Origin of the sequence: Flagellimonas hadalis, from assembly GCF_007785775.2 — a bacterium.
Classification (GTDB): Bacteria; Bacteroidota; Bacteroidia; order Flavobacteriales; family Flavobacteriaceae; genus Flagellimonas; species Flagellimonas hadalis.
In genome coordinates this window covers 210,471-233,988 of record NZ_VNIK02000003.1, presented here as the reverse complement: position 1 = coordinate 233,988, position 23,518 = coordinate 210,471, and the positions used below count along the sequence as shown (strand labels likewise).

The following is a 23,518-nucleotide window of genomic DNA, read 5'->3' as shown; positions in this document are numbered from 1 at the left end:
AAATAGAGCGTATGGAAAATACAAAATATTGAAAACAGGTGTAAGGGTATCATAACTGGGTCAATAATCCCCAGGTACATCAAAAAAGCGGTCCCATTAAACATAAAAATTCCGGTCATGTAGTTGATAATGAACAAAATATCAATGAATGGGATGAAGAAAAATACCTTGAACCTTAAAGTTTTCATTTTTACATCGGTCGGCACCCATTTTTGTAATCCAATGGCCAAGGACCATAACCAACCAAAAACCAATAGAGAGAACAAAAGCATGATGGCCGGGAACCAGCCAAACTGAATGAATTTTTCATCCAAGACTTGTGTAAACCCCATATCATCGGTTACCATTTCTGGAGTTGAGTAAGATTCAAACATCCAGATGCGGGCATACATATAGATTTTAGAGAGGAGGGGAATCCCGATCATCAGTAGGAATAACTGCCAATGTTTGGCTCTTAGGAAGATGTTGGTCATTTTGGATTTCGTTGGTTACATTATATTATTGAATTGAAGTTAATGCGCCTCCAACCAATTCTCACCCACACCAACTTCCACATCCAAGGGCACAGAGAGTTGGTAAGCGTTCTCCATTTCGGATTTGATGAGTTTTTTCATGTCCTCCAATTCGGGCTTGTAGCAATCGAACACCAATTCATCGTGCACCTGCAAGAGCATTTTGGTCTTGTATTTTCCTTCGGAAAGTTTTTTATGGATGTTGATCATCGCAATCTTGATGATGTCCGCCGCACTTCCCTGTATGGGTGCATTCACCGCGTTGCGCTCCGCGGCCCCGCGCACCACTTGGTTCCCCGCATTGATGTCCTTTAAATACCTCCTTCGGCCCAAAATGGTCTGCACATAGCCATGCTCCCGGGCAAAATCAATCTGCTCGCTAATATAGTTGCGTAATTTGGGATAAGTCTTGTAATAGGTATCGATAAGGTCCTTGGCCTCGGTGCGGCTCAAATCGGTTTGGTTGCTCAATCCAAAGGCCGATACCCCGTAAATGATCCCAAAGTTCACCGTTTTGGCATTGCTCCGTTGTTCACGGGTCACTTCTTCTATCGGTACATTGAACACTTTCGATGCCGTGGAAGCGTGGATGTCCTCCCCGTGTTTGAATGCGGAAATCATGGTGTCCTCCTCGCTCAAAGCCGCAATGATTCGCAGCTCTATCTGGGAATAATCCGCTGCGAGCAAAACATAGTTTTCATCCCGTGGAATAAACGCCTTGCGCACCTGTCGCCCCCGTTCCGTGCGGATGGGGATGTTCTGCAAATTGGGATTGTTGCTGCTCAAACGGCCCGTGGCGGCCACCGTTTGCATATAGTCCGTGTGTACCCGGCCACTGTGTTTTTGCACCTCGTTCGGTAGGGCATCCACATAGGTGCTTTTCAGTTTGGTCAATCCACGGTAATCCAACACATTTTGGATGATCTCATGGTCCTTGGCAAGGTAGGAAAGCACATCTTCCGCCGTGGAATATTGCCCTGTTTTGGTCTTTTTGGGCTTGTCCACCAGTTTGAGTTTGTCAAAAAGGATGTCGCCCAATTGTTTGGGGGAAGCAATGTTGAACTGCTCTCCGGCCTGTTCGTAAATTTTCTTTTCCAACTCCGCAATGTCCGTTTCGAGCGCTGTCGAGAGTTCTTTCAAATAATCCTCATTCAGGTTGATGCCCTCCCGTTCCATATCTGCCAAAACACGTAGCAACGGAACCTCGATGTCCGCAAACAATTTGTCGGTGCCCGTCTCTTTCAGTTCAGGCGCGAAATGCTGCGCCAACTGATAGGTCACATCGGCATCCTCCACGGCATATTCGGTTTGTTTTTCCACAGGAACATCCCGCATATTCAACTGGTTCTTGCCCTTTTTGCCGATCAGTTCGGTGATGGACACCGGGGTATAGTTGAGGTAAGTTTCCGAGAGCACGTCCATGTTGTGCCGCATATCGGGGTTGATGAGATAATGGGCCAACATGGTATCGAACAATGTGCCTTTGACATCCACGCCATAATTGAGCATCACCTTGATGTCGTATTTCAAGTTTTGCCCGATTTTTTGAACGTTTTCCGATTCAAAGAAAGGACGCAACTTCTCGATCAAGGGCATGGCATCGTTTCTGGTTTCGGGAAAGGGCACATAAAACCCTTTGCCGGGCGACCAACTGAAAGCAATCCCCACCAATTCCGCTTCCAAGGGGTTGATGGAGGTGGTCTCCGTGTCGAAGCACACGGCAGGTTGCTTCATCAAGGTTTCCATGAAGAGTTCCATGGCCAGACCCGTTTGAACGGTCTGATAAAAATGGGGAACATCAGCAATGGTCTTCCGTCCGCTCACATCCTTGATGGTCGCTGGGGCCTCGGTTGGGTCGCCCCCAAAGAGGGTAAACTGTCCGCTGCCCGCCACCTTGGCTTCCTGTTTTGCGGTTTCCGTACTGGTCACCTGTGTTCCGGCCTCTGCCTCACCAGAGAATATTTTGATGAATTGCTCCTTCAACCTTCGGAATTCGAGTTCTTCAAAGATTTTTTGTACTTCTTCGAAATCGGGCGGACACATTTCATAATCGTCTGCGTGGAAGGTCACCTCACAATCGGTCTTGATCTCGGCCAATTTTCGTGAAAGTCGGCCCAATTCGGCATTCTCTTCCACTTTTTCCCTCATTTTGCCCGAAAGCTTGTCCGTATTGCTCAACAAACCTTCCAAGGAACCGAAGTCGGCAAGGAACTTTTTGGCGGTCTTGTCGCCCACCCCCGGCAGTCCGGGAATGTTGTCACTCGCATCGCCCATCATCCCCAAGTAATCGATCACCTGTTCGGGGCGTTCCACCCCAAAGCGTTTTTTGACTTCGGGAATTCCCCAGATCTCGATGCCGTTGCCCAATCGGGCCGGGCGGTACATAAAGATGTTCTCGCTCACCAACTGCCCAAAATCCTTGTCGGGGGTCACCATGAACACCTTATAGTTTTCCTTTTCGGCCTGCTTGGCCAAGGTACCGATGAGGTCGTCCGCCTCGTAGCCTTCCAGTTCCACGACGGGAATCTTCATTGCTTTCAGGATTTGTTGGATGAAGGGCACGGCTATGCGGATGGCATCGGGAGTCTCGTCCCGATTCGCCTTGTAGGCTTCAAAAAGCTCGGTGCGCTCCACACTGCCGCCCTTGTCGAAGGCCACGGCCAAATGGTCGGGCTGTTCCCGCTTGATCACATCAAAAAGGGAGTTCATAAAACCCATGATCGCGGAGGTGTCCATCCCCTTGGAATTGATCCTCGGATTTTTGATGAGGGCATAATAGCCACGGAAAATGAGTGCGTAGGCGTCGAGAAGGAAAAGTCTTTTTTGTTCAGGCATGTTGTTCAAATATCAATGTTCAATAAACAATCAGTAATGTATAATCATCAAAAAAATGGTGGGGATTAAAAGTACGAATTGCTGCTCAAAAGAACCTAGAATATAGAGCCAAGAATAGAGACGTCTTGATTCTTTCATCTAGAAGCGAAGCGGTCTAACATCTAACTGTAAAAACTCGTCACCTCCTTGTTCTCATGCCCCTTCTCGCTGTACTCGCGGTAGGTGAAACCGGGATGTACACAATACCCTCCGGTTTCCCCATTCTTGTTGATGGCCAGAAACCCAATCTGGAAATCCTTCCGGTCCTTGTTTTTTTGCATGATGCGCTTTACGCCTTCCTCACAGGCTTCTTGCGGACTTTTGCCCTGTCGCATCAGTTCCACGATCAAAAAGCTGCCCACGGTGCGGATGACCTCTTCACCGACGCCCGTAGCGGTTGCCCCACCCACTTCGTTGTCCACAAAAAGGCCTGCCCCGATGATGGGCGAATCGCCCACACGGCCTGCTATTTTGTAGGCCATGCCACTGGTGGTACAGGCCCCGGCAATGTCCCCTTTCTCGTCAATGGCCAGCATGCCGATGGTATCGTGGTTCTCTATGTTGATGATGGTCTCGTATTTGGAGGTTTTCAACCATTCTTGGTATTGTTTTCGGGTGCTTTCGGTCAGCAGGTTTTCTTTTTTGAAGCCTTGCTCGTAGGCAAATTTTTCAGCGCCTTTTCCGGCCAAGATGATGTGTGGTGTCTCTTCCATCACTTTTCTTGCTACGGATACAGGATGTGCAATGTTCTGCATGCAGACCACGGAGCCGCAATTACCGTCCTTGTCCATGATGCAGGCATCCAAGGTCACGTTCCCATCCCGATCTGGCCGGCCGCCCTTGCCCACGGTCTCGTTGGTCACATCGGCCTCTTCCACCATCACCCCTTGTTCCACGGCATCCAGGGAACTTCCGCCCGATTTCAGTACTTGCCAGGCCTTGTCGGTGGCATTCAGAAAGTTCCAAGTGCAGACCACAATGGGTTTGATGGGTTTGACTGGGGCGGGGGCCACAACGGTTTCTTCGGGTTTGGTCTCCGTTTTACAGGCGACCATGGCAGAGGCAGAAACCAATCCGGCTGCCGTTAAGCTGGAATTTTTAAGGAAATTGCGTCGTTTCATGCAAGGGATCTTTATTTTTAAGCTGGATAAATATAGCAATATGCTTGTAGAAGTTTGTGCCAATTCGTTGGAATCGGCCCTAAATGCACAAAAGGCAGGAGCGGACCGAATCGAACTCTGTTCCGAACTCGGGGTAGGGGGCATTACCCCATCCATGGGCCTGATTCAATTGGTGAGGAAACGGTTGACGATTCCCGTGCATGTGCTCATCCGCCCACGAAGCGGTCATTTTACCTATTCCGATGTCGAGTTTGAAGTGATGAAAGCGGACATCGTGGCCTGCATGGAACTGGGGGTGGATGGGGTGGTCTCGGGAGTGCTGCTGAAGGATTTTTCTGTGGATGTGGAACGGACGCGGCAATTGGTGGAACTTGCCCAACCGATGCATTTTACCTTCCACCGCGCCTTTGATTGGGTCCAAGACCCCATTGCCTCTTTGGCGGAGTTGGAACGAATGGGGGTAGATACCATCCTCACGTCGGGTGGACATCCTTCCGCAGAAAAGGGATTGGAGCAACTTGAAAAATGGCAAAAAGGGACTTCCATGACCATTATGGCCGGGGGAGGGGTCTCTCCTTCCAATGCCGTTGGGTTCAAAAAAATAGGGCTGAGGGCCGTCCACTGTTCAGGGACTTCCTTTGGAAATCAGCTCGACGTTGCGGGGAAAATTCCCATGAATTCGGCCAAACATTTGGCGGAGGATAGGGTGGCGACCACCCATGTGGAAATGGTACGGAGCATTGTGCAGGCCGTTAAATAAATTTAAAAAGACCTATTTTCTAGTGGATTACCCATAATTTTGCAAAAAATAGACTATGTCCCGATTTATCATTCTGGCCTTTATTTATGTGGCTTTGACCATATACGGTTTCCAGGCTTTTCGAACTTTGTTCAAGAGTCCTTGGATGCATTGGGCCTATGGGATTTTGTTTCTGGGTGCACTGTTGTTCTTGGCCATCAAGATCATGGGCTACGACCCCAGTAATGGATTCAAAGGGACCATGGCCGTGGCCGGGACCATCTTTGCGGCGTTTTTTCTATTGGCACTGGTTTTAGGTTTTTTCCTTTTGTTGGAAGATGTGGTTCGTTTGTTCGGGTTTGGGTACAACAAATTGGTCGGGATGTCCGACCCCGATGCCAGCTATTTTCCTTCACGCAGAAAGTTCATCAGTGGTTTGGCGCTGGGCTTGGCGGCCTTGCCCTTCGGCGCCCTGCTCTATGGCATGTACCGAGGAAAATACAACTATCAGGTGCTCAAGTACGAATTGGAGTTCGATGACCTGCCCGATGCTTTTCACAATTACCAGATCACGCAGATTTCCGATGTGCACAGTGGCAGTTTTGACGATTATAACAAAGTGGCCTATGGCGTTGACTTAATTAATGAGCAAAAAAGCGATGTGATTTTCTTCACTGGAGACATGGTCAATAACCGATCCAACGAAATGGAACCTTGGAAGGATGTCTTTGCCCGCTTGGAGGCCAAGGACGGCAAGTTTTCCATTCTGGGCAACCACGATTATGGCGATTATGCCGTCTGGCCCACGGAAGAGGCCAAATCCAAAAACCTGGAAAACCTAAAGAATTTGCAGAAGGATATGGGCTTTGACCTGATCTTGAACTCCAGCCGATACCTGGAGAAGAACGGGCAGAAAATTGCCTTGCTTGGGGTAGAAAATTGGGGCCGCGGCGGATTCAAAAAAGCTGGGGACCTACAAAAGGCGAAGGAAGCCATTTCCCAAGACGATTTTAAGATATTGTTGAGCCACGACCCCTCGCATTGGGAAGATGTGGTGATCCATGACGACTACCATTTCCACCTGACCTTGAGCGGACACACCCACGGCATGCAGTTTGGGGTGGAGATTCCCGGATGGATCAAGTGGAGCCCTGTGAAATGGCGCTACAAGTATTGGGCGGGCATTTATAAGGAACTCGGACAGTTCATCAACGTGAACCGCGGCTTCGGGTTTATTGGTTATCCTGGGCGTTTTGGTATCTGGCCTGAAATTTCCGTGATCACCTTGAAGAAGAAAGGATTGGCATAACACTGTTTTGCCCTATCGTTCTGTAATTTTTTATTTTCTGAAATACTCCAGTGCCATTGTGGCAATTTCTCTTGTGATTTCGGTGGGTGAATTGCATCCGCAGTTGGTCAAGGCAAGCACATATACATCTTGACCGGGCAAGTAGACTCCCATCGATTTAAACCCAAAGATGGAACCTCCGTGTTCATGGCTAAGAGCCCCATCCAAGGATTTGATGTGCCATCCGTAACCATATTCTATTTGTTCCCCGTTGTTCAGAGTGTGGTTCGTGAATGCTTTTTTGGTGAGTTCCTCGTTGATCAGGACATTGTTGTTTAGGGCCTCTTGCCATTTCAGCATATCATCAACGGTTGACATCAGCGAACCCGCAGCATAGGGGATGGAAAAACTTATATATCTGGTGTTCACATAAGTACTGTCCTTTTGGTCGTAGCCCCACGCCCTGTCTGGTATGATTTTTTGATGGCTCGCATAATACGAATTGTCCATTTTCAATCTATCGAAGATGTTTTCCTTCACAAAATCCCCATAGCTTTTTCCACTGACCAGTTCAATGATGTATCCAAGCAGCATATAACCAGCATTGCAATATTCAAATTTTTCTCCCGGAGGAAAGTCTTTGGGCCCATCTTTAAAAAAATCCACTAGTTCCTTTGCACTCAGTTCTTCCGTTGCAATATCGTTCAGTCCTTTGATCTTTGTAAAATCCCTGATTCCTGAGGTGTGTGTGAGCAAGTGGTGTATGGTGATGCTCTTCCCGTCAGGATAGTCGGGGAGGAACTTGTTGAGCGTGTCATGGAGGTCCAATTTTTTGTCTTGGACCAGCATCAATATGGCCATGGCGGTAAACTGTTTTGTAATGGAACCTAGTTGGAACACGTTGTTCGTGACCATTGGAGTTTTGGATTCCAAATTGGAAAGGCCAAAGGCCTTTTGATAAACTGGCTTGCCCTTTTTTGAGACCAGGACGACCGCACCGGGCGAACTGCTCACATATTTTTTCATCAATACACTATCAATACTGGATTCCAGTGACTGCCCAAAGGCCTTGGGCTGAATGGACATACAGATAAGGATTAGGGAAAGTACAAGGATTTTGGTTTGGTGTCTGTTTTTCATGATTATCCTGACTACGGCTTTTTCAAATAGACTGGCATTGAAAAGGACAGGTTACATAAATGGGAAGGAATTTTGGTTTTGGGTGTTTTGATAGGAAGAGGCAATCCTAGGATTGGTTTGTGGGAGTAACGTTTAACGTGAATTTAACTAAGGACTTGAAGGGAAAGCAATGTCAGGATATAAAACGTTAACATTTTTTCTTATTTTTGACCGTAAACCTTTAGAATTCATGTCCAAATTTGGTGAACTCATAGATGTAAAGGTCCCCGTACTGCTGGACTTTTATGCGGAATGGAACGAACAGTCCACTTCGATGCACCCTGTACTGCGTGATGTGGCCGCTGCCCTTGGCGATAAGGGAAAAGTGATAAAGATCGATGTGGACAAGAACAAGGAGCTCTCACAGGCCCTTCGGATAAAAGGATTGCCCACCTTGATGATCTACAAAAAAGGTGAAATGGTCTGGCGACAGAGCGGCGAACAGGACGCCAATACGCTGATAGGCATTTTGAACGAATATATCTAAAAAGAAAAGCGAGGTTTTTACCTCGCTTTTTTATTTATTGTTATTGTTGTACTGTTGAGTCTTCCTCAACTGGCCTGATGGTGTCCAGCGGAATGGAATCCTCCATGTCGGGGTCTATGCCCAAAGGTCCCTCCAGCATATCTTCTTCATCCTCACCTTCCACAAATTGGGAGAACTTGTCAATGTACTCATTAAAGATCAAGGTTTCGGATTCTGCCAGTTCCCTATCCTGGTTTTCTATCAATATATCAATGTTCCTTCGGTAGGCCTGCATATCGGCCAGGATGTCGTCCATTTTTTCATATTGCTCATCCAAGGGAATGCCTGCGTAATATTCCAAGCGTTCTTGGTATATCTTCTTTAGCTTTGCATATAGTCCCCGAGCTTTTTCGGTCTCGCCCACTTTGTAGTACCCATCCACAAAGGGTTCCACAAAGGCATAGAAGCCAAAATGTTCCACGGGCATGTTGGTCATGGCGATGTCGATGACATTTTTGGCCTTGTCGATTTTCTTCTCCTCGATCAGGGTCTCCATCAATCGGGCAATATTGCTCCTAAAGGAGAGTCCCTGCGAGCGGGTCTGGGGGTCGTGGTAGATGTCATCACTGCCCGAATTGCCCCATTCCCATTTTTTTACAATGTCATAGGTCAGTTCAGCATCGATGCGGCCCATTTCAAAAGAATTCCTGTTCGGGGTCCTGATAGGCACCAATTTATAGACCAATCCGTCCATTTGCAGGTAATCCTTCATCCAGATGTACTCGGCACTGTCAAAACTACCCCCCGAGAAATAGATAGGACGTTTCCAATCGTTGTTGGCGATCAGATCCAGCATCATGATGCGGTTTTTGGGCAATGCGCTCTGCGGAAGGTCGATGTCGATATAGTCCACGATCAATGCGGAATCTTTCTCCTTGACCAAGCCACTTTCCAGCACGTTCTGCTTGTTCACAGGGATCCTGATCTTATTGGTGGGGTAATACACAATGTCCAGATTGTTTTCCGGGTATGCGCTGAGGTCTGCGCCACGGCTTTCCAAAATATGCCTGAACTTGGTCTGCGGTTTGTCGCTCCCTACCCAGTTCATGAAATCCTTGATGGCCCATCGGCTGTCGGTGATGCCTTGGTAATAAATGGCGTCCCGGGTCCCATACCGATATTTGTCATGTGTCAATTGGGATGGAATGGGGTCGCTCTCATAAGCTTTGCTCTTCATCTGGTCAATGTACCAATCCGTGGCAAAAAGACTGGTGTTGACAATACGGACATCGGTCCGGTAGTTCTCGATCTCTTGGATGTACCACAGCGGGAAGGTATCGTTGTCACCTATGGTGAATAGGATAGCACCAGCATCCTCCTTGCAGGAATCCAGATAGGCCTTTGCAGTGGAAGGCGCGGTATATCTGTCGGAGCGGTCATGGTCGTCCCAGTTCTGGGAGGCCATGAGCAAGGGAACGGCCAAAAGGCATATAGTGGTTATGGCAGGGGCCGCTATTTTTGGGGTCAATAGTTTTTTGAACTCTTCGTAAAGGCCAAACACCCCGATCCCGATCCATATACAGAATATGTAGAAAGATCCTACCAAGGAATAGTCCCTTTCACGGGGTTGGAAGATGTAGGGGTTGGTATAAAATTGTATGGCAAGCCCAGTGAACATAAAAAAGATGAACAATACCCAGAACTGTTTGGGGTTTCTGGAAATCTGGAAAACAATGCCCAGAATGCCCAATAGCAATGGCAAGAAGAAATAGGTGTTGCGCCCTTTGTTGTCCGTCCAGTCACTTGGAAGGTTCTCTTGACTGCCCAAGCGGAGACTGTCCACAAAACCGATACCGCTGAGCCAGTCGCCATTGTCATCGTAGCGGCCCTGCACATCGTTCTGCTTGCCCACAAAGTTCCACATGAAATAGCGCATATACATATAGCCAAACTGGAACTCGAACATGTAACGGAGGTTCTGTCCAAGTGTGGGAGGCTCCACTTCGATATACTCCCCAAATTCCCGAAGGAAACGGATATACTGTTCGGCATCCAGCTCTCCTTGGGCATAGGCCGCCTTGAATTGGCCCACGGCATCCCTTAGTTCGTTATTGGAGATGTATTCGGATTTGATTCGGAAATTCAATACGCCAAAATAGCGCATGTAGTTTTCGGCATGTTGGTCGCTCCACATACGGGGCAGCAGTCCTACATGCTTTTCGTTGGGCCCCGGGACTGCATCCTTGTACTTGTTCACGATGACATATTTGCCCAATTGTAGGTCCTTTTCGTATTTGGGGCTATCGTCCCTATCCTCACCGGAGGGGGCAAAGGAATCCGAATAGTAGGCCCCATAAATTGGACTGTCCACCCCAGGATACTGTTCCCTGTTGTAATAGGCCAGAAGGGCACGCGCATCGGCGGGATTGTTCTCGTTGACCACGGTTTTGGCATTGGCCCTGATGGGGAGCATCAACCATGAGGAAAAACCAAGGATGAGGAACATGAGGCACATGATGATCAAGTGCCCACTGTAGAAGTTGTGCTTTCGCGTATAGCGCAGTCCAAAATAGAAGGCGGCGACAAACAACAGCCCCATGATGATGGAACCGGAATTGAACGGAAGCCCGATCTCATTGATGAAGAAGACCTCGCTCCAGCCAAAGAGCTCGAGCACATAGGTCAGGGAGAATTTATAGACCAATATCAAAACGGCCACTACAATGATGTTGGCCAATAGGAAGTACTTGACCGTAGTGGTCTTGTATTTTTTGAAATAATATAGCAGACCAATCGAGGGAATGGCCAAAAAGCCCATGAACTGTATACCAAAGGTAAGACCGACCACGAAGCAGATGAGCAAAAGCCATCGGTGTCCTCTTGGGTCCTCCAGATTGTCCGTCCATTTCAGTCCCAACCATAGCAAAAGTGCCATGATGAGACTGGCCATGGCATAGACCTCGGTCTCCACGGCATTGAACCAAAAACTATCGGAAAAAGTAAAGGCCAATGCGCCCACCAGACCGCTTCCCAATATGGCAATGGCCTTGCTGTTTGACATGGGACTGTTACTGGTAATGAGTTTTTGGGTCAGGTTGGTTATGGTCCAGAAAGTGAACAATATCGTAAAGGCACTGGACACAATGGATACTGCATTCACCATCAAGGCAATTTTGGAAGGGTCGCCAAAGGCAAAAATGGAAAAAAAGGCACCTATCATCTGAAGCAAAGGGGCCCCAGGAGGGTGTCCCACCTGCAACTTGGCAGCGGTGGAAATGTATTCCCCGGCATCCCAAAAACTTCCTGTGGGTTCAACGGTCAGGGCATAAACGATAAAGGCAATGGCAAAGGATGCCCACCCTAGGATGGTATCCCATTTTCTGAAGTTTTTTTCGAACATAGAACTGGTCGTTAACCGAATTGTGGCGAATTTAGTAAATATAGAATAGAAGGTCGGCCATTTTTGGAAAAGCTTTAACAGCAGGCTATGATAAAAATAGGTTTTAAACTTGCCAAAATATTTGTTGAAACCAAAGTTTGTTATAAATTTGCACGCTCAAAAGCTGAATCAAGTTTGGCTTTTATATGGTACTGGCCTATGGTGTAATTGGCAACACTACTGATTTTGGTTCAGTCATTCTAGGTTCGAGTCCTAGTAGGCCAACAAAATAAACCTCTATAAACAATTGATTTGTAGGGGTTTTTTTATTTGTTCTGGTTGCCATTGCAATATCCCCCTCTCTCAATTGACGATATAACATCCCATGTCAACAAATTTGAACCATGGAGTGTGTTCTCACCTTTGGTGAAATGGTTTAAGTTGTAATTTAGTTTTAAACAGTTGTCAAATGAAGCGAAAGGAATTGATGGCCAAGGTTTTTGTGATTATTATCATTATAGCGGCCTTGCTTGCTTGTGGTGAGGATGAAATTCCCAAGCCAGCAGAAAATGGACTGGAGGCTGGAAACCTACTTTTGGGGCAAACGGACACCATTTTCTCCAAGCTGAAGGATTTTTCAAATGGGACACAAGTGTCATTTGCTTTTATCCATAACGGCAATGTGGACCATTATGGGGCAATACGTCTGAACGATACACTCCAAACCATTGAAAATCACGACAAGGCATTTGAGCTAGGTTCCATCACAAAAGTGTTCACCACGACGCTTCTCGCCAATTATATTATCGATAGTAGTCTGTCTTTGGACGACAGGATCAATGGTTATTTTGACTTTGACTTTAATGAGGGGTTGGACTTTACGTTCCTTGAATTGGCCAACCATACGTCGGGATTGCCCAGTCTACCCTCCAATATCCATGCTTTGGCTTTTTTGACCCCAAAGAATCCCTACAAGAACTATGATGGGGAAAAGTTGGAGGAATATCTGAAGGATAAAGTGGCATTGGAATATGAAAAAGGGACAAAGAGCTCCTATTCCAATTTGGGAATGGGGTTGCTTTCCTATACCCTCACGAAGTATTCCCAAAAGCCCTTTGGGCAATTGTTGGAGGAACGGATATTCAGTAAGTATGGCATGGCCAGCTCCACAACCAAAAAAGAAGAGGTGGGCAATGTTTTGGTAAAGGGGCTGGACGACAAAGGAAGGCCAACGCCAAATTGGGATTCGGGTGCGCTGATCGGTGCGGGCGGCATCTATTCGACCACGGAAGACCTTTCAAAATTTGCATTGGCACAGTTTGATACCCTCAACAGGGAATTGGTCCTTACAAGAAGAAAAACGTTCACGGAAAACGACTCCAGGGATGTTGGGTTGGGTTGGTTCATCATCCATAGAAAGAATGGGGCCAAATGGTATTGGCACAATGGAGGAACCGGAGGGTACTCCACATCCATGGTGCTTGATGTGAACACCAAAAATGGCGTCATCATCCTGTCCAATATTTCAGCCTTTCACAAGAAATCCAGGAACGTAGATCAGCTCTGCTTTTCGTTGATGGATACATTGGGAAAAGAGTGACCTCTGTGCAGGCCCGCTAGTTCTTGTTCACCCTATATGTGATTTTCCTGTTGGTGATCACCGTTCCCACACTAAGGGTAAGTACGGCCCCATTGGAAGTCAGGGCATCACAGGAAGCTGTTGAATTGGAGACCAGGACACGGAATACATATCCGTTCTTGCCCAAATCGGGTGTAACTACAGTAAGGTTGGCCGTTTGACTTCCCGAATATTCAGCTCCATCGGAAATAGGGGCAAAGCTACTTCCACCATCCGTACTGACTTCCCATTGATAGGTGTCCGTACCACTTGCTGTCACCGAAAAACCTCCATTGGCACCAACAATGATGCTTTGGTTTACAGGTTGGGTCGCTATTGAAAATGGTGTGACTGTAATGGTCTGTTGTACGTCAAAAGTGTTGCTGGCATCATCAGTGACCCTGTAGGTGCGGGTTATGGTCTCTGGGTTGCCACCATCGCTCACATCACTTATGAAAGTGACAGTGGGGTCTGTGTCACAATTGTCCGCCTCGTCCGTGATGACGGTCACATCAGGAGCGGGGATGTCATCGGAACAATAGACGTTTATAGGAGTCGGGCTACTTGCGGTAGGCGCAACGTTCTCAACGGTTATGGAAGTTGTTGCGGCAATATTGGGTCCAGCGGGGTCACCGGGCATACCGCCATATTCCACCAAATATCCTTTGGGTTGATAATCACCACTCGCCGCTCCAGTATTGGAAAGGTCGTTCCAAGAGCCTGGTGCCCCAACTCCCGGTGCGGTAATATGCGCATAGTCTTCATCCCCTGAATTGTTGGGTTCCCCACCGTTCCAGAATTCGTAGGCAAAGGCGGTGCCGCCTGCGCCCCCTCTCCAGAACAGGGTCCCTGCCTCTGGTCCTGTCACCCAGTACCAATCGCCTTCAAGGGCAGCATCGCTGGCGCCGATCCATCCTGCGCCAGGGGCCTGGGATCCCAAAAGGTCGGACTCATCCTGAATGGAAATGGTGGCCAAATAGCCTTGCAGCCCATAGAAGTTGCGCAATGCCGCGGCATCTCGGGCCGAGGTCCAGGTAATGCCCAGCGAGGGTACATATTCGTAATAGTGACCTGTGGAAGCCAGATAGTTGGCTTCGTTCATCACTATGGAAAACCCTCTGGCGTCCCCGCTGGCGACAGTGGCCGTGGTCTGGAACATGACCGCGCTGATTGCGGCCTCAAATTCCGCAAGTGTGGCAGGGCCTTCCAAGGTCAATCTTCCTTCGGAGGCGCTCCAACTTGCTGTGATATTGGGGTGCGAACCGGTCAGGGTCAAGAGGTCGCCCGTATTGTCATAATTAGAGGTGATCTGTACATAAACAGCTTCCAAGGTGCTGCTGTCGGGATCGGTAATGGAAACACTTTCAACAACGGCAATTGGATCACCAGGGCAGAATATTTGGTCCCCGGTCGCTATTATGGATGGGGGTTGGTTGCCATCATTGGTATCGTCCCTGAAATCAAGGTCCCCGCCTGTGGCCACATCGCCATCGGAATCGGGAAGCATCAAGGAGCCGCCATTGGTGTTCAAGGGATTGTCTATTCTTCCTCCTGGATCACTATAATCTGCAGAGGTGTCCATGGCATTGTCGAGCCCATCACCGTCGCTATCGTTGCCCGAGAGGGTCAAAGTGGCCTCAGTGGTATCATTGGTGCCATCATTGTCACTGTCGGTGTCCATAAAATCTGGAGTTCCATCCCCGTCGGTGTCAACAGGGGAAATCCCTGCGGCTTCGTAAGCATCGTCCAAGCCATTGTTATTTGCATCTATTCCAGAGGGGGCAATATAGTTCAATGATGCCTGTGCCTCCACATTATCAGGGATGCCGTCCCCGTCACTGTCCAGATCCTGATAGTTGGGAATGCCATCCCCATCGGTATCCACTGTGGTGCAATCCACGGATCCGCCATAACTGGCTCCATAGACCCTCGCACCAACTTGCCACGCTTCCACACGGATGTATTGTAAACTGCTACCCGATACCGTAAATGTCACTTCCCGAATGGTGCCGGGTGTTGTGCCATTGGCATCTGCCAACCAACTATTGGAAGTTCCTGTTGCATTGGTACGCTGTATTTGCATATTGGTGCTTGATACGCCTGGGTCCGCCCCTACATAAACACGTACCAGTGTCCCGATGGGAAGTGCTTCAGGAAATTCCAATAATAGTCTGGAGCTCGCACCGGGATATACGCTGGGCGGATTGGATGCATAAGTTGTTCCGGGGTTGCCCTGTGCGCTGGCTGGGTTGCTAAAATGTCTTAGGTTGGTTGATACCTGTGCATAATTGCCGCCAAGACCCCCACATTCATCGGTATCCAAAATACCATCGTTATCGTCATCTACGTCCACATCATCACCAATGCCATCGCCGTCCAAGTCGGCCACTGCAACACTGCAATTGGAATAGAGCTTGGAAAATGGAATGTTCTGTTTGGAAATGGATGGTCCCTGATATTGCACGGACAGGTTTTCACTCCCTCCATTTTCGAAGAAAAGTACGGTGATGTCATGCAGACCAGTGGTCAGTGTAATGCTTCCCGATCTTTCCTGGGAGCCATGGGCACCATCATTGTTCACCACTTGGGTGCCATCGATGTATAATTTGGAACCGTCATCCGATGTGGTATAAAAGGTATAGGAGCCTGCTGTGTCTATCTGAAGGTAACCTATATAGCGAATGCTGAAGTTGTCGGTATCTCCCGGATCCTCTTGGTTTTGAAGTGCATCGACATCAAAACTGGTGAATGCACCCGTGGCCAATGCCCCAGAAGTCGGAATGTTGTCCACTGTGCTTCCCGAAGGCGAACTGTCATAAAACTCAAAGTCAACTTCCCCGTTGCAGAGATCCAAAGTACCCTCAACCTCCACATTATCTATATAATAATGCTCATTGGTAGAGTTGTTGAACATCCGGGCCCTAATTTCAAGGGTGGATCCTGTTGAGGCAAGATTGACGGTATAAGAGGGACCTAAGGGGTCAGAGGGACTTGAATCTCCGGAGGCATTCTCAAACTGGGTCCAAGAACCACCATCCACCCGATATTCCCCGATAAAATAATCCGAACCCTGCTCAAAATTGCTGGCAGTGTTTACGTATGCATCCAAACTGAAACTTACCGAGGTGTACCCATAAATGTTTATTGGGCCGGTTTGCCAGGTACTTTCAGCATCCAGATCCCTTCCTCGAACCCTGCTGTCCTGTATGGTAAGCCGTCCAGGCCTATTGGTGGTCCAACTGGTTGCGGAAGGACCGGTTGCGGTGCCATTCTCTGTGCCGTTGGAGTAGCTGTTGAAGTTCTCGCTCCAAAGTGTGGTCTGGGAAAACAGGGACAAGGTCCCTTGAAGGAAAAAGATAAAAAAAACAATCCTGCCGGTGGTACAACCACGGAGCGGACGTCCAATAGAAAATATTCCCATGACCAAATATACTTTTACGGGTGCAAAACTAGTCGGCACACACTCTGTGGAAAATATTTGTTGTGAAATGGAAGAATAGCTATGGTAAACTGTGGATACCTATGGTTTCCTACGTTGCATTTTGTCGATGAGACAGGGTCTGACATATAAAAGATGGGGGTCTCAATGGTTTGTTGGGTCGATGGTCCTTGTGTTTTTTATGGCTCCCTTGTTAAATATCGGGCAAAGAAAGTCTTTGATGGAAAGGGGGTTGCACAAAAGGTAATATTTGTTGTATATTTGCACCACTGAACGGATATACAAGTATTCATGAGGGGACTTCGAGTCCCCTCTTTTATTCTGAATTGTTATGCTGAAGGAAAAAGTGGAATCACTGTTGAACAAGGCTTTGGATGAGCGTCCGTCCTTGTTTTTGATTGATTTTACGATGGGTGGCGACAACACCATCAGGGTGGTCCTGGACGGGGACAATGGGGTGAACCTCAAGGATTGCATGGACATAAGCCGTGCCATTGAGCACAACCTGGATCGTGAGGAAGAGGATTTTTCACTGGAAGTCACCTCGGCAGGGGCCACATCACCTTTGATGTATCCGCGACAGTACACCAAGAATATTGGTAGGATTTTAAAGGTGAGGACAGGTGCCGAAGAATTGGAGGGCACGCTGGTACAAACCTCGGAAAATAATATTACCTTGGAGTGGAAGGCCCGCGAGCCTAAGCCCGAAGGGAAAGGGAAAGTTACCGTACAGAAAAAGCAGGACATTGCATTTTCTGATATCAAAGAAGCAAAAGTCATATTAAAATTTTAATTGTAGTAGCTAATGGAAAACCTAGCGCTCATCGAATCCTTTTCGGAGTTTAAGGACGATAAGTTTATAGACAGGGTGACCCTTATGGCCATTTTGGAAGAAGTGTTCCGAAGTGCCCTAAAGAAGAAGTTTGGTTCTGACGACAATTTTGATATCATCATCAACCCGGACAAAGGGGATTTGGAGATATGGAGAAACCGTGTGGTCGTTGAAGATGGGGAAGTGGAAGACCCCAATGAGGAGATTTCCCTTTCCGAAGCGAGAAAGATAGAGCCCGATTTTGAGGTCGGCGAAGATGTGTCGGAAGAGGTGAAGCTTATCGATTTGGGAAGAAGGGCCATTTTGGCCTTGCGCCAGAACTTGATCTCCAAGATCCACGAGCATGACAATACCACCATCTACAAACAGTTCAAGGACCTTGAAGGTGAGATTTATACCGCAGAGGTACACCACATTCGACATAAGGCCGTAATTTTGTTGGACGATGAAGGGAATGAGATCATTCTTCCAAAGGAAAAACAGATTCCATCAGATTTCTTCCGCAAAGGGGACAACGTAAGAGGTATCATCGAAAGCGTGGAACTGAAAGGAAACAAGCCCACCATCATCATGTCCAGGACCTCGCCTGTTTTCTTGGAGCAATTGTTCTTCCAAGAAATCCCAGAGGTGTTCGACGGGCTGATAACCATCAAAAAAGCGGTCCGTATCCCAGGAGAGAAAGCCAAAGTGGCCGTGGATTCCTATGATGACAGGATCGATCCCGTAGGGGCCTGTGTGGGCATGAAGGGATCTAGGATCCATGGTATCGTGAGGGAGTTGGGCAATGAGAACATCGATGTGATCAATTGGACCAACAATGCACAGTTGATGGTGACCCGTGCCCTTAGCCCTGCAAGGGTGTCGTCCGTTAAGCTGAACGACGAGAAAAAAACTGCCCAAGTATACCTGAAGCCAGATGAGGTTTCCAAGGCCATCGGTAGGGGAGGGCACAACATACGATTGGCAGGTCAGTTGACTGGTTATGAAATAGATGTATTCCGTGAAGGAGTGGAAGAAGATGTGGAATTGACCGAGTTCTCCGACGAAATAGAAAGCTGGGTGATCGAAGAGTTCAAGAAGATTGGACTGGACACCGCCCGTAGTGTTTTGGAACAAGATGTCAACGATTTGATCAAAAGAACAGATCTGGAAGAAGAAACAATCCGCGAGGTCGTACGCATCCTCAAGGAAGAATTTGAAGATTAGACTTATATTAGCAGCGAATTTTAGGGCAAGTAAAACAATTTATGGCAGGAAACCCAACAATACGACTCAACAAAGTTCTTAGGGAACTGAACATTTCATTGGATAGGGCAGTGGATCATCTCACCTCTATGGGGCATGAGATAGAGGCGCGTCCCACAACAAAAATATCCGATGAGGTGTATCAGGTACTGTTGGATGAATTCCAAACGGATAAGAGCAAAAAGGTAGCTTCCAAAGAAGTAGGCGAGGAAAAGCGCAAGGAAAAGGAAGCTATTCGGGTCCAAATGGAACAAGAGCAGGAAGAGCGCAGGTTGGCCAGGGAGAAACGGAACGCAGAACAGCAGGTGATCAAAGCCAAGGCCGAGCTCGCTGGCCCCAAGACCGTGGGCAAGATAGACTTGGATCCAAAGCCGAGCCAGCCGAAGGAGGAAGAGCCAAAACAGGTAGCTGAAGAAGTAAAAGAGGTTGAAGAGCCCATAGTCGCCCCAAAAGAAGAGCAGCCTAAAGAAGAAGCAGTAGTTGAAGAGGTAAGGCAAAAACCGGAAGAAAAGGTCGAACCGGTCAAAGAAGAGGTCAAGGAAGAACAGCCCAAGGAGCCGGAAACCATCAAGACCCAATATCAAAAACTTACCGGTCCCAAGATTACTGGGGACAAGATAGACCTTTCCCAGTTCAACAAGCCAAAGAAGAAAAAGGAGGACAACCAGAAACCGGTTGCAGGGTCTTCCGATTCGGATCGCAAGAAACGCAGAAAGCGTATTGTCAAGAACGGTGGTCCGCAATCCGGTAATAACCGACCCAATACCAACAAGGGTGGTATGGGAACCGGGCCTGGAGCAGGAAGAAAAGGACAGCGTGGCCCAATTTCCAAAGTGGAGCCCACGGAAGAAGAAGTACAAAAGCAAGTGAGGGAGACCCTGGAAAAACTCCAAGGGAAATCCGCCAAGGGCAAAGGAGCCAAATACAGAAGGGAGAAAAGGGACCAGCACCGTCAACAGACCGAAAAGGACCTGGAGCAACAGGAACTGGAAAGCAAGACCTTGAAAGTGACCGAGTTTGTCACGGTGAACGAGGTAGCTACCATGATGGATGTTCCTTCCACCAAGATCATATCAGCTTGTATGTCGTTGGGTATCATGGTGACCATGAACCAGCGTTTGGACGCAGAGACCCTTTCCATTGTGGCCGATGAATTTGGTTACGAAGTGGAATTTGTCACTGCCGAAATAGAGGAATCCATCGAGGAACAGGAGGATGCACCGGAAGATTTGAAACCAAGGGCGCCCATTGTTACGGTGATGGGACACGTGGATCACGGAAAAACATCCCTTTTGGACTACATCAGGCAAGAAAACGTGATTGCAGGCGAAAGTGGGGGTATCACCCAGCACATCGGTGCCTATGGAGTTGCCCTTGAAGGAGGCCAAAGAATCACTTTCTTGGATACTCCGGGTCACGAGGCGTTTACCGCCATGCGTGCACGTGGAGCCCAGGTCACCGACATCGCAATTATTGTGGTCGCTGCGGATGACGATATCATGCCTCAGACCAAGGAAGCCATTAGCCATGCCCAAGCGGCTGGCGTACCCATAGTGTTTGCCATCAATAAGGTGGACAAACCCACGGCCAATCCTGACAAGATCAAGGAAGGTCTTGCCCAAATGAACCTTTTGGTGGAAGATTGGGGAGGTAAGATCCAATCCCATGACATTTCTGCAAAGACAGGTCAGGGAGTGAAGGAGCTTTTGGAAAAAGTATTGCTCGAAGCAGAGTTGTTGGAGTTGCAGGCCAATCCGGACAAACTGGCTTCAGGAACCGTAGTGGAAGCCTTTTTGGACAAGGGAAGAGGATATGTGTCCACCATTTTGGTGCAGTCCGGAACCTTGAAAATAGGGGATTACGTACTCGCCGGTACTTGCAGCGGTAAGGTCAAGGCCATGCACGATGAGCGTGGCAAGACAGTCAAGGCTGCCGGTCCGTCCACGCCCATATCCATTTTGGGATTGGATGGGGCACCACAGGCCGGGGATAGGTTCAATGTATTGGAAGATGAGCGCGAGGCGAAACAAATTGCCGCAAAACGTTCCCAGTTGCAACGTGAGCAATCCGTTAGAACACAAAGACATATTACCCTTGATGAAATTGGAAGACGAATTGCCTTGGGTGATTTCCAAGAGCTGAACATTATCCTCAAAGGGGATGTGGACGGTTCCGTGGAAGCACTTACAGATTCGTTCCAGAAACTATCTACCGACGAGATCCAGGTCAATATCATCCATAAGGGTGTTGGAGCCATTACCGAGTCCGACGTATTGCTGGCCAGTGCGTCCGATGCGGTCATCATAGGATTTAACGTAAGACCGATGGGCAATGCCCGTGCCGTGGCGGACAAAGAAGAGATCGATATCCGGATGTATTCCATCATCTATGATGCCATCAATGACCTGAAAGATGCGATGGAAGGAATGTTGTCCCCAGAGATCAAGGAAGAAGTCACTGGAAATGCCGAAATCAGGGAAACCTTCAAGATATCCAAGATTGGAACCATTGCAGGATGTATGGTCACCAGTGGCAAGATTTTTAGAAATTCGCAGATTCGATTGATCCGTGATGGTGTTGTCATCTACACAGGGGAGCTGTCTTCCTTGAAACGTTTCAAGGACGATGTGAAGGAAGTGTCCAAAGGATACGATTGTGGGCTGCAGATCAAAAATTACAATGATATCAGGGAAGGTGATATTGTAGAAGCCTTCCAAGAAGTTGCGGTGAAGAAAAAACTGTAACCACACATCAACTATAGATATAAAAAATCCCGCTTTTAGCGGGATTTTTTATTGTTCTATTTTGGGCGATTTGCTACGATTTGGATTCCACCGAAGGTTTCAAGAGCATGGCATCCGGATATTTTTTGCGGACTTCCAAATACTTGCGTTCCGCTTCCAATTTGGTCTTGAACCTGCCCAAACGCACACGGTAGGTGGGTGATTCAAACTCTATTTTGGAGTACCAATCCGGAAAATCGATGTCCACTTGTGATTTTAGGTTCTGGGCCTTTTGAAAATTACCGAAACCGACCTGTATCTGGTAATATCCGGCTTTTGAATTGACCTCGGTATAGAGTTTCACCAATTCATCTATTTTGGGATCCTGCTGGATGCTCACCTTGCCTTCCTGAGCGGATAACTGTAAGGTCAAACCTATCAAAATAGCAGTAAATACAGGAGTTTTCATGGGATTAGGGTACAATTTTCAAATATATACGTACAAAAGTAAATCTTTATGCCTTAAACTGGCTTAATCGACATTATTTAGAATCCTTATAAATTACTTCTTATAAATACCTTAACATTTTAAAAAATGACTGTATGTCGTACTTTTGTGACCAATTTTGGTAGGATAAAAAGCTATAGTTCTCAAACTCAATAGAAAGAATCGTACCAAAGATTTCGATAGAAATTTCGTTAATATGAAAAAGGTTCTATACCGCCATCTATTTTCCAAAGCTTTAGGTTTATCCCTCCTATTTTCCCCTATTTCATTCTATGCACAGGAAGAAGCTGCCGCCCCCACAGAGGAGGTTGCTGCCGATGCTGGCGCTGATACGGGTGGGGATGCTGCAAAAGGGAAACAGCTATTTAACCAAAACTGTGCGGCCTGTCACGCTTTGGACCGTAAGATGACCGGTCCGGCATTGGCGAATGTGGAAACCAGATTGGCCGATGATGCCGGTTTGGATAGGGAGTGGTTGTATGCATGGATCAAGAACAGTCCTGGGGTCATAGCTTCAGGTGATGCCTACGCCAATAAAATCTACGCTGAATACAACCAAGCGGCCATGACGCCGTTCCCAACCTTGTCCGATCAGGACATTGATGATATTTTGGCCTATACGGCTGCTCCTCCGTCAACTCCCGCTAAAGCGGCAACTACATCTGGAGGCGGCGATGGTGGACAGCCTTCTTCTGGAGGAATTTCCAACGAACTCATCCTGGGTGCATTGGCTTTGGTGTTCGGGCTTTTGGTGATCATGCTTGTGTTGGTCAACAAGACCTTGCGCCGCATTGCCGAAGCGAACGGTATCGTATTGGAGCAGGAAAAACAAAAACGTATGCCTTTGTGGAAAGCCTTCGTCAAAAACCAGTTCTTGGTGTTGGTGAGTGTTATTTTCCTTTTGTTGGCCAGTGCCTATTTCGCTTACGGATGGATGATGCAAGTGGGTGTGGACCAAGGATATGCCCCGGTGCAGCCCATTCATTTCTCGCATAAGATACATGCTGGGGACAACAAGATTGAATGTAAATACTGTCACTCGTCCGCTAGGGTATCCAAAACTTCTGGAATCCCTTCGTTGAACGTGTGTATGAACTGCCACAAATCCATCTACCAATATGCGGGCAATCCCGAAGGACCGTCGGCAGATGATATCGCCAATGGATATACCAACGATTTCTACACAGGAGAGATCAAAAAGCTCTACAAGGCCGTTGGATGGGATGAGGAAAACCAAAAATATACAGGTGAGGGCCGCCCAGTGGAGTGGGTCAGAATCCACAACCTTCCCGATTTTGCCTATTTCAACCACTCACAGCACGTTTCCGTTGCTGGGATAGAATGCCAGACCTGTCACGGTCCGGTGGAAGAAATGGAGATAGTGGAGCAATTCTCCCCATTGACCATGGGCTGGTGTATCAACTGTCACAGGGAAACCAATGTAAAAGTGGAGGGCAACGCCTATTACGAGGCCATTCATGAGGAACTGTCCAAAAAGTACGGGGTCGATAAGTTGACCGCGGCCATGATGGGTGGTTTGGAATGTGGTAAGTGTCACTATTAAGAAGTAAAAGAAGATAATCTCAGATATATCG

General features: G+C 47.8%; 14 protein-coding genes and 1 tRNA gene. 9 read left to right on the top strand and 6 right to left on the bottom strand.

The genetic code is table 11. From position 1 onward, the window contains the following. Positions 1-512 precede the first annotated feature (512 nt). Together polA and FOT42_RS07225 are read right to left on the bottom strand one after the other, a co-directional pair. Positions 513-3,347, bottom strand: a complete 2,835-nt coding sequence (gene polA / locus FOT42_RS07230; protein ID WP_151889900.1) for a DNA polymerase I — start codon at positions 3,345-3,347, stop codon at positions 513-515. Positions 3,348-3,508: 161 nt separating this feature from the next. Further along, entirely contained in the window at positions 3,509-4,507 is a 999-nt protein-coding gene (locus tag FOT42_RS07225; RefSeq protein WP_151889899.1) for an isoaspartyl peptidase/L-asparaginase family protein, read from the bottom strand. 40 nt (positions 4,508-4,547) lie between these two features. Here FOT42_RS07225 and FOT42_RS07220 point away from each other — a divergent pair, with 40 nt between their 5' ends. Both FOT42_RS07220 and FOT42_RS07215 read left to right on the top strand, forming a co-directional pair. After that, positions 4,548-5,267 carry a copper homeostasis protein CutC gene (locus FOT42_RS07220; RefSeq protein ID WP_151889898.1) on the top strand — a complete coding sequence of 240 codons (720 nt, stop codon included), beginning with the start codon at positions 4,548-4,550 and terminating at the stop codon, positions 5,265-5,267. 55 nt (positions 5,268-5,322) lie between these two features. Continuing rightward, positions 5,323-6,555 (top strand): metallophosphoesterase, encoded by a 1,233-nt coding sequence (locus FOT42_RS07215; protein ID WP_151889897.1) that lies wholly within the window; start codon positions 5,323-5,325, stop codon positions 6,553-6,555. Positions 6,556-6,585: 30 nt separating this feature from the next. Here the strand turns inward: FOT42_RS07215 and FOT42_RS07210 are convergent, their stop codons facing one another. Then, positions 6,586-7,620: a serine hydrolase domain-containing protein gene (locus tag FOT42_RS07210; protein ID WP_226789823.1), complete on the bottom strand. Its 1,035-nt coding sequence runs from the start codon at positions 7,618-7,620 to the stop codon at positions 6,586-6,588. A gap of 283 nt (positions 7,621-7,903) precedes the next feature. On the opposite strand from FOT42_RS07210, the gene FOT42_RS07205 reads away from it, so the two are divergent. Beyond that, complete coding sequence (locus FOT42_RS07205; RefSeq protein ID WP_072878191.1) at positions 7,904-8,200, top strand: thioredoxin family protein; 297 nt, start codon at positions 7,904-7,906, stop codon at positions 8,198-8,200. 40 nt (positions 8,201-8,240) lie between these two features. Here FOT42_RS07205 and FOT42_RS07200 read toward each other — a convergent pair whose 3' ends face one another. Beyond that, positions 8,241-11,579, bottom strand: a complete 3,339-nt coding sequence (locus FOT42_RS07200; RefSeq protein ID WP_151889895.1) for a glycosyltransferase family 117 protein — start codon at positions 11,577-11,579, stop codon at positions 8,241-8,243. Between the two features lie 192 nt (positions 11,580-11,771). On the opposite strand from FOT42_RS07200, the gene FOT42_RS07195 reads away from it, so the two are divergent. Both FOT42_RS07195 and FOT42_RS07190 read left to right on the top strand, forming a co-directional pair. Continuing rightward, positions 11,772-11,843: transfer RNA gene (locus FOT42_RS07195), tRNA-Gln, on the top strand. A gap of 184 nt (positions 11,844-12,027) precedes the next feature. Next, on the top strand, positions 12,028-13,158 hold the full coding sequence (locus tag FOT42_RS07190) for a serine hydrolase domain-containing protein (protein WP_151889894.1): 1,131 nt from the start codon (positions 12,028-12,030) through the stop codon (positions 13,156-13,158). 16 nt (positions 13,159-13,174) lie between these two features. On the opposite strand, the gene FOT42_RS18275 is transcribed toward FOT42_RS07190, so the two are convergent. Beyond that, the gene (locus FOT42_RS18275; protein WP_226789822.1) at positions 13,175-16,597 is read right to left on the bottom strand and encodes a PA14 domain-containing protein; all 3,423 of its coding nucleotides are present in this window, start codon (positions 16,595-16,597) and stop codon (positions 13,175-13,177) included. Positions 16,598-16,946: 349 nt separating this feature from the next. Here FOT42_RS18275 and rimP point away from each other — a divergent pair, with 349 nt between their 5' ends. The 3 genes from rimP to infB are packed head-to-tail and all read left to right on the top strand — an operon-like array spanning position 16,947 to position 21,436. Beyond that, entirely contained in the window at positions 16,947-17,408 is a 462-nt protein-coding gene (rimP, locus tag FOT42_RS07175) for a ribosome assembly cofactor RimP (RefSeq protein ID WP_151889893.1), read from the top strand. A gap of 12 nt (positions 17,409-17,420) precedes the next feature. Then, positions 17,421-18,653: a transcription termination factor NusA gene (gene nusA / locus FOT42_RS07170; RefSeq protein WP_151889892.1), complete on the top strand. Its 1,233-nt coding sequence runs from the start codon at positions 17,421-17,423 to the stop codon at positions 18,651-18,653. A 41-nt stretch (positions 18,654-18,694) separates the two neighbouring features. Then, positions 18,695-21,436: a translation initiation factor IF-2 gene (gene infB / locus FOT42_RS07165; protein WP_151889891.1), complete on the top strand. Its 2,742-nt coding sequence runs from the start codon at positions 18,695-18,697 to the stop codon at positions 21,434-21,436. A 73-nt stretch (positions 21,437-21,509) separates the two neighbouring features. On the opposite strand, the gene FOT42_RS07160 is transcribed toward infB, so the two are convergent. Continuing rightward, on the bottom strand, positions 21,510-21,884 hold the full coding sequence (locus FOT42_RS07160) for an SPOR domain-containing protein (protein ID WP_151889890.1): 375 nt from the start codon (positions 21,882-21,884) through the stop codon (positions 21,510-21,512). A 235-nt stretch (positions 21,885-22,119) separates the two neighbouring features. On the opposite strand from FOT42_RS07160, the gene FOT42_RS07155 reads away from it, so the two are divergent. Further along, the gene (locus FOT42_RS07155; protein ID WP_151889889.1) at positions 22,120-23,487 is read left to right on the top strand and encodes a cytochrome c3 family protein; all 1,368 of its coding nucleotides are present in this window, start codon (positions 22,120-22,122) and stop codon (positions 23,485-23,487) included. Positions 23,488-23,518 lie beyond the last annotated feature (31 nt).